Genomic DNA, 12,562 nt, shown 5'->3' on the forward strand with positions numbered 1-12,562 from the left:
TACGCGGGGTGACCTACCTCTGGGCAGGCCGTCCGGTCGACTGGACGATCACAGGAGGTTCCTCCATACGGGGGACGCCGGCCGAAGCCCGGGCCGCCGCCTGCGCCGCGGCCTTGGCGGCCGCCTGGGCCGCGGCTTCCGCGGCCGCCCGCTCGACCTTCTCCGGCGTGACGAAGCGGTAGCCGACGTTGCGGACCGTACCGATCAGGGACTCGTGCTCGGGGCCCAGCTTCGCGCGCAGCCGCCGTACGTGCACGTCCACCGTCCGGGTGCCGCCGAAGTAGTCGTACCCCCATACCTCCTGGAGCAGCTGCGCACGCGTGAAGACCCGGCCCGGGTGCTGGGCGAGGTACTTGAGCAGCTCGAACTCCTTGAAGGTGAGGTCGAGGACCCGTCCCTTCAGCTTCGCCGAGTACGTCGCCTCGTCGACCGACAGGTCGCCGTTGCGGATCTCCATCGGGGAGTCGTCGGAGCCGAGCTGCTGGCGGCCGGTGGCCAGGCGCAGCCGCGCCTCGACCTCGGCCGGGCCCGCGGTGTCGAGGAGGACGTCGTCGATGCCCCAGTCGGCGGTGACGGCCGCCAGGCCGCCCTCCGTGACGACGAGGATGAGCGGACAGCCGGGGCCCGTGGAGCGGAGCAGCTGGCAGAGCGAGCGCACCTGCGGCAGGTCGCGGCGGCCGTCGACGAGGATGACGTCCGCGCCGGGGGTGTCCACGAGGGCCGGGCCCTCGGCGGGGGCCACCCGGACGCTGTGCAGCAGCAGGCCGAGGGCGGGCAGCACCTCGGTGGACGGCTGGAGGGCATTGGTCAGCAGCAGGAGAGAGCTCATGCCCGACCACCTGCCCCGGTCGGGCGTTCGTGCACGGTTCGCTGGTCCATCACGTCGGTTCCTCCTCGGTCCCGTCGAGGACTTTCGCGGTACTGCTTCGTACGTGGTGCGTGGTGCGTGGTGCTGGTGCGGTGTGACGTTCGCCGGTCCCCGCGCCCTGAGGTCCGGACGGACACCACTGTTCTCGGTCCGTTCAACGCGCTGAAAGCACAAAAGGACCCGGGGGCAACGTTGCCCGGATCCTCTCGCCAGCAGAATAGCCCACCCGTCGCCGCGCGGCAGGGGATCGGCCTTCCCCGCGTCTGTGGTTCCTGCCACCCTCACGACCAGCGTATGCCCCGGTTTCACCGGATCGATGGACGTACGGGAGGCCGCCCGGGCACATGCGGGGCGCCTGGAGGCACACCGGATCCGGGAGCCGGAGGGGTCATCATGGAGGCCGACGGTAGAGAGCCGACGATAGGAGCAGCAGTGGCAACCGGAACCATCCGCTACTGGGCGGCGGCCAAGGCCGCGGCCAAGACGGCGGAGGAGCCGTACTCGGCGCGGACACTGGCCGAGGCGCTCGACGCCGTGCGGGAACGCCATCCCGGTGAGCTGACCCTGGTCCTGCAGCGCTGCTCCTTCCTCGTGAACGAAGAGCCCGTGGGCAAGCGCCCGCACGATGCCGTACCGCTGACCGAGGGGGGCACCGTCGAGGTGCTCCCGCCGTTCGCGGGCGGGTGAGCGGAAACCGATGAGCACTCCCGAGGAACAGCGACAGCAGCAGCAGAGTCAGGAGCCGGACCCGTACGGGACCCAGACCTGGCAGTCGGACACCTGGGAAACCGGCTACCAGCCGGTGCAGCCGCCGCCGGGCGCGCTGCCGGGCCGGCCGGTTGTGCCGGACGGCTGGTTCCGCGACGAGGCGGCTGCCGCCGCGGCGGCAGCCGGCGAGGCGCCGGCCCCGCAGGCGCAGGGCTGGACCCAGGCGCCGGAGGGAGCCGGGGCGTGGCCGGAGCCCGCAGGCGCCGGGCAGCCCGCGTACGGGCAGCCAGGCGCCGGGCAGCCCGCGTACGGGCAGTCGGCCGCGCCCGAGGGCTGGTTCCGCGACGAGGCACCCGCCGCCCAGGCCCCGCCGGCCGGCTGGCAGCCGAGCACCGAGGCCCCGGCCGCGTCGGCCGCCCCCGCCCCCGCGGCCGGCTGGCAGCCGGGTGGCGAGGCGCAGGCCGCCTCCGCCCCCGCGGCCGGCTGGGGCCTGCGCGACGAGGCCGCCGCCTCCGGCTGGGCGCCGGGCGGTGGCTCCTGGACCGAGGGCTCCGCCGCGGAGCAGACGGCGTACCTCCCGCCGCAGCCCGCCGCCCCGGCGGGCGACGCCGCCGAGCAGACGGCCTTCCTCCCGCCGTACCCGGGCCCGGCCGCCTCCCCGGCGGCCGCCGGTACGCCGTACCCGTACCCGGGTTCCGACACGGGCGGGCGCCGGCCGGCCGCCGCCGCGGCCGAGACCGCCTACCTGCCGCCGTACCCGGGCCCCGCTGCGGCCGAGCCGCAGGCGCAGCCCGTGGCTCCCGAGGGGTGGTTCCGGGACGAGGCGCCCGCCGCCCAGCCCCCCGCTCCCGGCGGCGACTGGGCGCGCGGCGGGTCCGGCGCGGACTGGGCCGAGGGCTCCGCCGTCGAGCAGACCGCCTACCTCCCGCCGCAGGCCGCCGCTCCGCAGGCCGCCCCGGCGGGCGGTGCCGCCGAGCAGACCGCCTTCCTGCCGCCCTATCCGGGCCCCGACCCCGGCTCCGGCTCCGGCTCGGGCCCCGAGGAGCAGGCCGCCGGCGCCCCGGCCCCGGCCCCGGCCGCGGCCGCTTCCGCGGCTGAGGCCCCCGCCGACGGCGAGGAGCCCGAGTACTCTCCGCCCACCCTCGGGGGGAACACCCTGCGGGCCGTCGATCCGGCTCAGGCGCGGGCCGAGGGGCTGTCGCCGATCATCGATCCCGGGCCGCAGCCGGCCGTACTGACCGCCGCGCTCGGGCTGCTGCTGGCCGGTGCCGCCGCCGTCGGGGACTTCGCCCTCCTCGCGCCGCTGATCGTCCTCCAGGGACTCACCGCGGCCGGCTGGTTCCGGCTCAACGGCATGTGGCCCGCCCGCCAGGGCATCGCCCTCGCCTTCCTCGGAGCCCTCGTCGCCGACGCGGCCGTGCTCGCCGTGGACGACACGTACGGCCCCGGCGCGATCATCGGCACCCTCGGCGCCTGGGTGCTGCTCACGCTGGTCCTCCAGCTGCGCAGCCACGCCGACCCCGACGAGCGGATGCACGGGCTGATGGCCTCGGTGGCCTCCGCCGCGCTCGCCATCGTCTGCGCCGGCTACCTGGCGGCCGACTCCGCCGCCGTCAGCGTCGGAGCGGCGGCCGTCGCGGTCGCCGTCTTCACCCGTGCGCTGCCGCTGCCGACCCCGGTCTCCGTCGGCGTCTCGCTGGCCGCCGCCACCGGAGCGGGCATCGCCGTCGGCGGGCTGACCTCCGTCGGTGTCGGCGGGGCTCTGCTCGGGCTGGCCGCCGGGGTGTGCGCGCTGATCGGGCTGAGGGTGGCCGCGTACGACTACCCGTCCAAGTTCGTCCACATGACGGCCGGTGTCGCGCTGCCGCTGGCGGCGGCCGCTCCCGCCGTCTACCTCATCGGGCGGGTGGTCGGCTGACGCGGGGGGCGCGGCACCCGCAGCCCGGCCCGCCCCCGCTCCTGACGGCCCCCGTACGGCCGTCCATGGTCAACTAGAACGCACGTACCGGTCTACAGGGGGAGGGCACGTGCGGTTCCTGCGCGTAGTTGTGATCATCGGAGTGGTGCTGGGGGCGCTGTTCGCCGGCGCCGACCGCTGGGCGGTGAACTACGCCGAGAACCGGCTGGCCGAGCGCATCCAGGCCCGCCAGGGGCTGGCCGGGTCCACGGAGGTGGACATCCACGGGTTCCCGTTCCTGACCCAGGCGCTCAGCCACGACCTCGACCGCGTCGACGTGAAGCTCAAGGGCGTCGAGGCGGTGTCGGACGGCCGCAAGACGCGGCTCTCGGAGCTGGACGCCGGCTTCCACGGCGTGAAGCTGAACGGGGACTACAGCGGGGGCACCGCGAAGCGGGCCGAGGGCACGGCCCTCGTCACGTACCGGGACCTGACCGAGGCCTCGCAGACCGGTGTGACGGTCACGTACGGCGGGGCGCCCGGCAAGGTGAAGGTGACGGCGGCCGTGGAGGTCCTCGGCCGCAGGCTCGCCCCCAGCGTGGTGTCGACGGTCACGCTCGTGGACGCCCCCGGCGGCGGCAAGACGGTCCGCGTCCGGGCCGACGAGGTGCCGGGCGAGGGCCTGCCCGGGATCGAGAGCGCGGTCCGCAAGAAGACCGACTTCGACCGCAGGCTCGACAGCGGACTGCCGTCCGGGCTCAAGCTGACCGCGCTGACCTCGGACGAGTCCGGCGTGCACCTCACGCTGAGCGGTACGGACGTGGTGCTGGCCGGATCGTGAGACGGCGTTGTCCGATCCGCAGAAGGGCGGGGCGTGCGAAGGCCCCGGAGGCGGTGCGGCAGCCGTCCGAAGGTGTATTCATCCCACTATTCGGACGATCCTGTCTCGGTATATGATACGCCGGTGACAGGGTGGCCGATTCGTCCCTACGATCCATGGCTATGAAGCATCAGCAGGCGGACCTCACGAAGCGACGGGCAGTAGACCTGTGTCGCGTCGCCGCCATGCTCTGTCGATCCATGTGACCTGTGAGCGCTTCCGCTCCATCAGCCGGACGACCGTCCTTCCCGCGTGACCGCATTGCAGCCGTCCCCTCCTGCCCGCTGACGCCTCCCCGCGCAGTGCCCGAGGAAGCCGCCCGCAGCGGTACGCACCAGGAGTACCCGCAGATCCCGCCGCACACTGCCCCGGAGGAGAACACCATGAGCCGCAGCGACGTCCTCGTAGACGCCGACTGGGTCGAGGCCCACCTGAACGACGCCGATGTCGTCATCGTCGAGGTGGACGAGGACACGTCCGCGTACGACAAGAACCACATCACCAACGCTGTCCGGATCGACTGGAAGCAGGACCTCCAGGACCCGGTCCGCCGCGACTTCGTGGACCAGGAGGGCTTCGAGAAGCTCCTCTCCGCCAAGGGCATCTCCAACGGGGACACGGTCGTCCTCTACGGCGGCAACAACAACTGGTTCGCCTCCTACGCCTACTGGTACTTCAAGCTGTACGGCCACCAGGACGTCCGCCTCCTCGACGGCGGCCGCAAGAAGTGGGAGCTCGACTCCCGCGACCTGGTCGACGGCACCGAGGTCCCGAACCGCCCGGCGACCCAGTACAAGGCCCAGCCGCAGGACGCTTCGATCCGCGCCTTCCGCGACGACGTCGTGGCCGCGATCGGCTCCCTGAACCTGGTCGACGTCCGCTCGCCCGACGAGTTCTCCGGCAAGCTGCTCGCCCCGGCGCACCTCCCGCAGGAGCAGTCGCAGCGCCCCGGCCACGTGCCGAGCGCCCGCAACATCCCGTGGTCGAAGAACGCCAACGACGACGGCACCTTCAAGTCCGACGAGGAGCTGACGGCCCTCTACCAGGCCGAGCAGGTCGATCTGGCGAAGGACACCATCGCGTACTGCCGCATCGGTGAGCGCTCCGCGCTCACGTGGTTCGTGCTGCACGAGCTCCTGGGCCAGGAGAACGTCAAGAACTACGACGGCTCCTGGACCGAGTACGGCTCGCTGGTCGGCGTGCCGATCGAGCTCGGCCCCAACAAGTAACCACGACGGCCGGGCACGCGACGCCCTCCGTAGATACGACCTCTCTAGGACAGGACAGAGAACATGTGTGGAGCACAGATCGGCGGGCCCGACCTCGCGACGCTCAAGCCCGGTGAGACCGCCATCCAGGGCCAGGTGACGCGCGACGGCGAGCCCGTCGTCGGCTACGTGCGCCTGCTCGACTCGACCGGCGAGTTCACGGCCGAGGTCCCGACCTCGGCGACCGGCCAGTTCCGCTTCTACGCGGCGACCGGCTCGTGGACCCTGCGCGCCCTGGTCTCCGGCGGCCAGGCCGACCGCGCCGTGGTCGTGGCCGAGGCCGGCGGCGTGACGGACGTGGCGATCGCGGTCTGAGCACCGCACGCCTGAATGACCGGCCGAAGGGCCGCACCCCCGGGGGTTGGACGCCACTGGAACGGGGTGCGGCCCTTCGTGCCGTCGCGACCCTGCGCGCCGTTCCCCCTCCGGCCCTACGCTGGATGCATGTACGCCCGGCGGCGCCGCGTCTACTTCGTCCTCATGGGCGGATGCATCTTCCTCTTCGTATCCGCCTGGTCCTTCGTGCGGCTGTTCTCGGTCGAGGCGGCCGTGGCCCTGTGCGTGGTCGCCATGGTCATCCCGCCGGTCGCCGCGATGATCGCGAACCGCCGGGGCCCGGAAGACCGCTGGTGGGACGACCCCTCGGGGGACCCGAAGTCCGACGAGTGGTGGGACGAACTGGACGGAAAGCGGCGTCACGAGGACTGAAACGCCGCGAGATAAGAACGTAATAAGGGTGTGTACAACCACCCCCCTCCTGCACAGGTCATGCGTGTGCACGGGTGATCACCTGATGCCGCACGTCCTGTGGGGGGACTTCCTTGGAACACGCAGAGACCATCCCTGAGCAGCCGGCCGGGGAGGAGACCTCAGTCCGCCGCCCTCGCGACGGCCGCCGTACGGTCCTCCTGATCGCCGGCGCCGTCGTGCTCGGCGTGCTCGCGGGCACGGTCACCGGCTACGCGATCCAGTACGACCGCGAGCCCACGCCCCTGCCGCCGCTGGCGCAGAAGACGATCGACCAGCCGAAGCCGCAGGCTCCGAACGAGTCGACGAGCACGCGCTCCGTCAACGCCAACCGCTGGCACAAGACGGACGACGACCTGGCCAAGACGCTGATCGAGGCCCCGTCCGGGGCGAAGGTCACCTCCTCGGGCTACGAGGATCCGGACCAGTTCTCCGCGGACTACTACAAGCAGCCCAACCAGGGGCTCGGCTTCCTGCTCCGCAAGGACATCCGCCGGATCGCCAGCCGCCGGTGGTCCGAGGACGAGCGGAACTACGTCTCGGTGCAGCTGTTCCAGTTCGCCGACCGTGCGGGGGCCGACGCCTACCAGCACGACAAGGGCTACCTGGAGAAGAAGGAGTACGCGGGCAACACGGGCAAGGACATGCCGGGTGTGCCCGCGGCCTACGGCCACCTCTGGATCGACTCCGAAGCCCACGAGAAGCCCGGGTACTACCCGGTCCGTTCGTCCCGGGTCATCGCCCGCCGCGGCGACATCGTCATGGAGATCGAGTACACGAACAACCGCGGCACCATCGACGAGAACACGGTCGTCGAGCTGGCCAAGCGGCAGTGGGAGCGCCTGTGAACGACCGGCAGAACGAGGACCTGACCGCCGCGGCGACGGACGGGACCCCGGCCCCCGTGGCGCCGCCGCGCGCGGCGAAGCGCAAGGCCGTGGCGCTGGCCGCCGGCGCCGCCGCGCTGGCCGTCCTCGCCGCAGGCGCCCTCTGGGCGTCCGCCGCGGTCGCCGACGCCGACCGCAGCGCGCCGACCCGGTACTGGATCGCGGCGGGCCCCACGCCCAGCGCTTCGCCGCAGCCGGTTCCGGCCGTGCCGGCGAACGAGCTCACCGGCAAGCTGATGCCGCTGCCGGTCAACTACAGCCTCGGCCCCGACATGGGCGCGGACGGCAACGACTTCTACGTGTCGGGCGAGCGGGCGATCGAAGCCTTCAAGGAAGCGCGCTCCGGGCTCTCCGGTGCGCAGCGGGAGCAGCGGGACAAGGCGCTGGCCGACCTGAAGCTGAAGGGCACGGCCGGACGCAGCTACAGCAAGGACCACCTCGGGCTGGTGGCGGAGGTACGCCTCACGCAGGCCGATCCGTCGGCGCTCGCCAAGTTCTCGGACGTCACCAAGAAGATCCTCGAACTGGTCGCCGACGACCGCCAGGCGCCGAAGGCGGACGGCTTCCCCGACGCCAAGTGCGCGCTGCAGAAGGTGCGCGACCCGGAGGGGAAGGAGAAGGAGGAGATCGACACCATCGACTGCGTGGCGGTCCAGGGCGACGTCCTCGTGGATTTCCGGGCGTACGGGATCCCGCCGTTCTCCGCCACCGAGGCCGTGGACCTGTTCAAGCAGCAGATGAACCACCTGAAGTCCCCCGGGGAGTCCGTGTGACCGAGCAGAACACCGCCGAGACCGTTCCCGCGGCCGAGGCCGTCCCGGTGGCCGAGGCCGTGCCGGTGGCCGAGGCCGCCGTACCCGCCGCCGCCAAGCCCAAGGACCGCCGCAAGCTGTTCGCGGCGCTGCGCTGGACGGCCGCCGTCCTCGTCTTCGCCGCCGTCGGCACGGGGGTCACGTACGGGATCGCCCGGCCGGAGCGCACCGACATCCCCGGCCTGTCCACCCGGGACGACGGCCGCTGGACGTACCCGGCCCTGGCCAAGCCCGCCCTGCCCGCCGGCGCCCCGCTGCCCGAGGGCCCCGACAACAAGGCCGGCACGCACTACGCGCCGCTCACCGGCCTGCTGCTGCCCGCCCCCGAGGGCGCCCGGCCCGACGACGGGGTCAGGACGGACAAGGACGGGGCGGTGTCCGTCGACGCCTTTCTGGAGGAGTACGCCCCGGACGGCCGGGCGAAGCTCAAGGAGGGCCTGGAGTACGAGGGGCTGCGCCAGATCGTCGGCCGGGGCTGGACCATGCCCGACGGCACGCGCACGCACGTCTACCTGCTGCGCTTCCACGCCGAGGGCTTCGTGGACGCCTTCCGCGGCTGCACCGTCAACATGCAGCTGGCCGGCGCCCCGGTCCTGGAGACGGACCTGTCCTGGAAGGACGTCAAGACCAAGCAGTCCAGCCCGGAGCGCCGGATCGCCGGGTACGCCGGCGGTCTCAGCGGCAACCACGTCAACCTGTACCGGGAGCCCGAGCCGGCGGGCGGCGAGGAGCAGACCAGGCTCGGGTGCCTCCAGGCGGGTGACGTCCAGGGCGTGATCATCCAGACCCGGAAGTCCGGCGTGGCCACCGTCCCCTTCCACCAGACGGTGATCCTGCAGAGCCAGCTGCTGAGCTGACACCTGACGGGAAATGCCGTGCGGCCTACCTCACGGAGTGCGCCGGTCCCCGGGCCAGTAGGCTTGGGGACCGGCCCCGTACACGCCCACATCACTTCGAGGAGCACCCCGTGCTTGAGGCATTCTTCACCTCCCTGCTGGTCCTGGTCTGCGTCGGCGTGCTCGCCTTCACCGGCCTCGCAGTGAAGAAGCTGTACCAGGGCCAGCGCTGATCCTCCGATCGGCCGCCGTCCCGGACCCGGAACCCCTCCCACAGATCGCCTGAGCAGCCACACATGATCCAGATCCCGTCCGACCTGAACCCGGGCCTCGTGCCCCTCGCCTTCCTCCTCGGTACCTGGGAGGGCGCGGGCGTCTTCGACTTCCCCGGCGAAGAGAAGTGCAACTTCGGCCAGGAAGTCGTCTTCAGCCACGACGGCCGGGACTTCCTGGAATACACCTCCCACAGCTGGGTCCTCGACGCCGAGGGCAACAAGGTGCGGCCGCTGGAGTCCGAGTCCGGCTACTGGCGCATCGACAAGGACCGCAAGGTCGAGATCGTCATGGTCCGCGACCAGGGCGTCGTCGAGGTCTGGTACGGCGAGCTCGCCGACCAGAAGCCCCAGATCGACCTGGTCACGGACGCCGTCGCCCGCACCGCCGCCTCCGGCCCGTACAGCGGCGGCAAGCGGCTCTACGGCTACGTGAAGAGCGACCTGATGTGGGTCGGCGAGAAGGCCACCCCGGACGTCGAGCTGCGCCCGTACATGTCGGCCCAGCTCAAGAAGGTCGTCACCCCGGAGGAGGTCGCCGAGATGGCGCGCAACCTCCCGGACATGCCGGACGACGGCATCGCCTTCTTCCGCTGACGGGTCTTGCGCGAAAGGGGACCGCGGGCTCGGCCCGCGGTCCCCTTCGCGCGCTTACACTGGCCGGGTGGGGAGCATCGGAGACACCGAGAGTGCCGACTGGAAGAGCGACCTGCGGCAGCGCGGATACCGGCTGACCCCGCAGCGCCAGCTCGTGCTGGAAGCGGTCGACAGCCTGGAGCACGCGACGCCGGACGAGATCCTCGCCCAGGTGCGCAAGACCGCGTCCGGGGTCAACATCTCCACCGTCTACCGCACGCTGGAGCTCCTGGAGGAGCTGAAGCTGGTCTCGCACGCCCACCTCGGGCACGGGGCCCCCACGTACCACCTCGCCGACCGGCACCACCACATCCACCTGGTCTGCCGCGAGTGCACCGACGTGATCGAGGCGGACGTGGACATCGCCGCCGAGTTCACCGCGAAGCTGCGCGCCACCTTCGGTTTCGAGACCGACATGAAGCACTTCGCGATCTTCGGGCTCTGCAAGAAGTGCGCCGCCAAGCACCAGGACACCCCGTCGTAGGCTTGGTGGCATGACCAGCAGCCCCTTGCTCCATCTCCCCGGCGCCGTACCGGCCGAAGGCCGCGACGAGGGCGTCGCCGCCCACTACGGAGAGCTGTACGGCGAACAGCGCGCGCTCGCCGACGGCCGCGGTTTCGTCGACCTCTCGCACCGCGGAGTCGTCACCGTCACCGGACCGGAGCGGCTGAGCTGGCTGCACCTGCTGCTCACCCAGCACCTGACGGAACTCGCGCCCGGGCAGGCCACCGAGGCGCTGATCCTCTCCGCCAACGGCCACATCGAGCACGCGCTCTACCTCGTCGACGACGGCGAGACCGTGTGGGCGCACGTGGAGCCCGGCACCCAGGAGGCGCTGATCGCCTACCTGGAGTCGATGAAGTTCTTCTACCGCGTCGAAGTCGCCGACCGCACCGCCGACTTCGCCGTCGTCCACCTGCCGGCCGGCTCCATCGCCGAGCTCGCCAAGGAGCACCCCGTACGGGAGACCCCGTACGGCCGCGACGTCTTCCTGCCCCGCGCCGAGCTGGAGGCCTTCGCAGCCTCCCACGGCCCCGCCGCGGGCCTCCTCGCGTACGAGGCCCTGCGCGTCGAGGCGCACCGGCCGCGGCTCGGACTGGAGACCGACCACCGCACCATCCCGCACGAGCTGGGCTGGATCGGCACCGCCGTGCACCTGCAGAAGGGCTGCTACCGCGGCCAGGAGACGGTGGCCCGCGTCCACAACCTGGGGAAGCCCCCGCGCCGCCTGGTCTTCCTGCACCTGGACGGCTCCGAGGTGCTGCTCCCGGCGCACGGCACGCCGATCCGGCTCGCCGCCGACGGGGAGGAGGGCCGCCAGCTGGGCTTCGTGACCACCGCGGTCCGCCATCACGAGCTCGGCCCGATCGCGCTCGCGCTGGTCAAGCGGAACGTGCCGGTCGACGCCCCGCTGCTCGTCGGCACGACGGCCGCCGCGCAGGAGGTCGTCGTCGCACCGTGACGGCGGTGCCTAGATGTCGATGACGATGGTGAACGGGCCGTGGTTGGTCAGCGAGACGCGCATGTCCGCGCCGAACCGGCCCGTCTCCACCGTCGCCCCCAGCGCCCGCAGCTGCGCGACGACCTCGTCGACCAGCGGCTCGGCGACCTCGCCGGGCGCCGCCGCGTTCCAGGTGGGGCGCCGGCCCTTGCGGGCGTCCCCGTAGAGCGTGAACTGCGAGATCACCAGGAGCGGCGCACCCACGTCGCTGCAGGACTTCTCCGCCTCCAGGATCCGTACGGACCACAGCTTGCGCGCCAGCTGCGCCGCCTTCTCCGGGGTGTCGTCGTGGGTCACCCCCACCAGCACGCACAGCCCCTCGCCGACGATCTCGCCCACGGTCTCGCCGGCCACGACGACGCTCGCGCCGTCCACCCTCTGCACCACTGCTCGCATACCACCTGTGTATCAGGCGTGCACCCATCAGGGGCCGATCGGGTGGAGTGGGACTGCACCTGCACCACGGAGAGTGGCACGATGCACGCAGGCGGTGCTTCCCCCCGGTCCCACGGGCCGGGGGAGACCCCATGCACCGGTCGAGGGGACGGACACGTTCACATGAATACTTCTGGTACCTCCGTACCTGCATCACCCGTACCTGCATCACCCGCGGCCACTGCGCCGGGCGCGGTCCGCCCGCCCGCGCAGCGCACGGGAGGGGAGCAGGCGCCGACCACGCCCGCGACCGCACTCGGGCTCCCGGAGCTGCGTACGCTGCGCCGCGACGCGCAGCGCGACGAGGCCGATCTGAGCTACGTACGCAGACTCCTCCAGGGCCGGATCGACATCCTGCGTGCCGAACTGGCCCGGCGCAGCGACCCGGACGCCCCGGTGACCCCGGAGGCGCCGGTGGTGGACCGGCTCTCGGAGATCCTCGCCGACGCGCCCTCCAGCCGCAGCGCCTCCGCCCGGCACGTCACGCTCTGCACCCCGCACAGCGAGGAGTTCCGGCTGCTGGCGGCGGAGATGCTGTCGGACGTGGAGCTGTCGGACCTGGTCGCCCGTACCGACGGCGAACTGCACGACGCCATGGGCCGGTTGGTGCGGTACGAGCAGCAGGTCTCGCGGCGCCGGCAGCAGCTGCAGCGCACGGCCGACGACTGCACCGCGGAGATCACCCGGCGCTACCGGGAGGGCGAGGCACAGGTGGACGACCTGCTGGTGTAGCCCGCGGGGGTTGCCCGTCCGGCGTGGTCCGGCACGGGTAATTCGCGCGACGAGGACCGGAGCGGCGGTTAGCGTGGCCGGT

The 12,562-nt window shown here is 72.3% G+C and carries 16 protein-coding genes; 14 read left to right on the forward strand and 2 right to left on the reverse strand.

Annotated elements, in window-relative coordinates; translation table 11 throughout:
* Positions 1-13: 13 nt before the first annotated feature.
* On the reverse strand, positions 14-829 hold the full coding sequence (locus ACFXGI_RS32265) for a response regulator transcription factor (RefSeq protein WP_384714460.1): 816 nt from the start codon (positions 827-829) through the stop codon (positions 14-16).
* Positions 830-1,300: 471 nt separating this feature from the next.
* Between ACFXGI_RS32265 and ACFXGI_RS32270 the strand changes: the two genes are divergently transcribed.
* The 13 genes from ACFXGI_RS32270 to ACFXGI_RS32330 all read left to right on the forward strand — a co-directional run bounded on the left by ACFXGI_RS32270 (position 1,301) and on the right by ACFXGI_RS32330 (position 11,274).
* The gene (locus tag ACFXGI_RS32270; RefSeq protein ID WP_384714463.1) at positions 1,301-1,555 is read left to right on the forward strand and encodes a MoaD/ThiS family protein; all 255 of its coding nucleotides are present in this window, start codon (positions 1,301-1,303) and stop codon (positions 1,553-1,555) included.
* Between the two features lie 10 nt (positions 1,556-1,565).
* Positions 1,566-3,494, forward strand: coding sequence for a hypothetical protein (locus tag ACFXGI_RS32275; protein ID WP_384714466.1), 1,929 nt, complete (start codon positions 1,566-1,568; stop codon positions 3,492-3,494).
* A 109-nt stretch (positions 3,495-3,603) separates the two neighbouring features.
* Entirely contained in the window at positions 3,604-4,314 is a 711-nt protein-coding gene (locus ACFXGI_RS32280; protein WP_384714469.1) for a DUF2993 domain-containing protein, read from the forward strand.
* A 161-nt stretch (positions 4,315-4,475) separates the two neighbouring features.
* Entirely contained in the window at positions 4,476-4,559 is an 84-nt protein-coding gene (locus ACFXGI_RS32285) for a putative leader peptide (protein WP_350206375.1), read from the forward strand.
* 177 nt (positions 4,560-4,736) lie between these two features.
* Entirely contained in the window at positions 4,737-5,582 is an 846-nt protein-coding gene (locus ACFXGI_RS32290) for a sulfurtransferase (RefSeq protein ID WP_384714472.1), read from the forward strand.
* Positions 5,583-5,645: 63 nt separating this feature from the next.
* On the forward strand, positions 5,646-5,936 hold the full coding sequence (locus tag ACFXGI_RS32295) for a DUF1416 domain-containing protein (RefSeq protein ID WP_229338292.1): 291 nt from the start codon (positions 5,646-5,648) through the stop codon (positions 5,934-5,936).
* A 129-nt stretch (positions 5,937-6,065) separates the two neighbouring features.
* Positions 6,066-6,329 carry a DUF3099 domain-containing protein gene (locus ACFXGI_RS32300; protein ID WP_119097642.1) on the forward strand — a complete coding sequence of 88 codons (264 nt, stop codon included), beginning with the start codon at positions 6,066-6,068 and terminating at the stop codon, positions 6,327-6,329.
* Positions 6,330-6,442: 113 nt separating this feature from the next.
* Entirely contained in the window at positions 6,443-7,216 is a 774-nt protein-coding gene (locus ACFXGI_RS32305) for a hypothetical protein (protein WP_384714476.1), read from the forward strand.
* A complete protein-coding gene (locus ACFXGI_RS32310) occupies positions 7,213-8,028 on the forward strand; it encodes a hypothetical protein (protein ID WP_384714479.1) in 816 nt (271 codons plus the stop codon). Before ACFXGI_RS32305 ends, ACFXGI_RS32310 begins: the two co-directional genes overlap by 4 nt.
* Positions 8,025-8,924 carry a hypothetical protein gene (locus ACFXGI_RS32315; RefSeq protein ID WP_384714482.1) on the forward strand — a complete coding sequence of 300 codons (900 nt, stop codon included), beginning with the start codon at positions 8,025-8,027 and terminating at the stop codon, positions 8,922-8,924. The genes ACFXGI_RS32310 and ACFXGI_RS32315 overlap by 4 nt, the downstream gene beginning before the upstream one ends.
* A gap of 275 nt (positions 8,925-9,199) precedes the next feature.
* The gene (locus ACFXGI_RS32320) at positions 9,200-9,772 is read left to right on the forward strand and encodes an FABP family protein (protein ID WP_030157076.1); all 573 of its coding nucleotides are present in this window, start codon (positions 9,200-9,202) and stop codon (positions 9,770-9,772) included.
* Between the two features lie 67 nt (positions 9,773-9,839).
* Positions 9,840-10,295, forward strand: coding sequence for a Fur family transcriptional regulator (locus ACFXGI_RS32325; RefSeq protein ID WP_229338304.1), 456 nt, complete (start codon positions 9,840-9,842; stop codon positions 10,293-10,295).
* Positions 10,296-10,305: 10 nt separating this feature from the next.
* On the forward strand, positions 10,306-11,274 hold the full coding sequence (locus ACFXGI_RS32330; protein WP_384714486.1) for a YgfZ/GcvT domain-containing protein: 969 nt from the start codon (positions 10,306-10,308) through the stop codon (positions 11,272-11,274).
* Between the two features lie 9 nt (positions 11,275-11,283).
* Here ACFXGI_RS32330 and dtd read toward each other — a convergent pair whose 3' ends face one another.
* Complete coding sequence (dtd, locus tag ACFXGI_RS32335; protein WP_384714489.1) at positions 11,284-11,709, reverse strand: D-aminoacyl-tRNA deacylase; 426 nt, start codon at positions 11,707-11,709, stop codon at positions 11,284-11,286.
* Between the two features lie 162 nt (positions 11,710-11,871).
* Here dtd and ACFXGI_RS32340 point away from each other — a divergent pair, with 162 nt between their 5' ends.
* Positions 11,872-12,480 (forward strand): AmfC protein, encoded by a 609-nt coding sequence (locus tag ACFXGI_RS32340; protein WP_384714492.1) that lies wholly within the window; start codon positions 11,872-11,874, stop codon positions 12,478-12,480.
* The last annotated feature ends 82 nt before the right edge of the window (positions 12,481-12,562 follow it).

It is taken from the genome of Streptomyces sp. NPDC059355 (assembly GCF_042752335.1).
Taxonomy (GTDB): Bacteria; Actinomycetota; Actinomycetes; order Streptomycetales; family Streptomycetaceae; genus Streptomyces.

What these genes read in the sequence shown, in the direction of transcription:
- ACFXGI_RS32265 (WP_384714460.1), bottom strand. Translation starts at nt 829, where the DNA reads ATGAGCTCTCTCCTGCTGCTGACCAATGCCCTCCAGCCGTCCACCGAG.
- ACFXGI_RS32275 (WP_384714466.1), top strand. Translation starts at nt 1,566, where the DNA reads ATGAGCACTCCCGAGGAACAGCGACAGCAGCAGCAGAGTCAGGAGCCG.
- ACFXGI_RS32285 (WP_350206375.1), top strand. Translation starts at nt 4,476, where the DNA reads ATGAAGCATCAGCAGGCGGACCTCACGAAGCGACGGGCAGTAGACCTG.
- ACFXGI_RS32290 (WP_384714472.1), top strand. Translation starts at nt 4,737, where the DNA reads ATGAGCCGCAGCGACGTCCTCGTAGACGCCGACTGGGTCGAGGCCCAC.
- ACFXGI_RS32295 (WP_229338292.1), top strand. Translation starts at nt 5,646, where the DNA reads ATGTGTGGAGCACAGATCGGCGGGCCCGACCTCGCGACGCTCAAGCCC.
- ACFXGI_RS32300 (WP_119097642.1), top strand. Translation starts at nt 6,066, where the DNA reads ATGTACGCCCGGCGGCGCCGCGTCTACTTCGTCCTCATGGGCGGATGC.
- ACFXGI_RS32320 (WP_030157076.1), top strand. Translation starts at nt 9,200, where the DNA reads ATGATCCAGATCCCGTCCGACCTGAACCCGGGCCTCGTGCCCCTCGCC.
- ACFXGI_RS32330 (WP_384714486.1), top strand. Translation starts at nt 10,306, where the DNA reads ATGACCAGCAGCCCCTTGCTCCATCTCCCCGGCGCCGTACCGGCCGAA.
- dtd (WP_384714489.1), bottom strand. Translation starts at nt 11,709, where the DNA reads ATGCGAGCAGTGGTGCAGAGGGTGGACGGCGCGAGCGTCGTCGTGGCC.
- ACFXGI_RS32340 (WP_384714492.1), top strand. Translation starts at nt 11,872, where the DNA reads ATGAATACTTCTGGTACCTCCGTACCTGCATCACCCGTACCTGCATCA.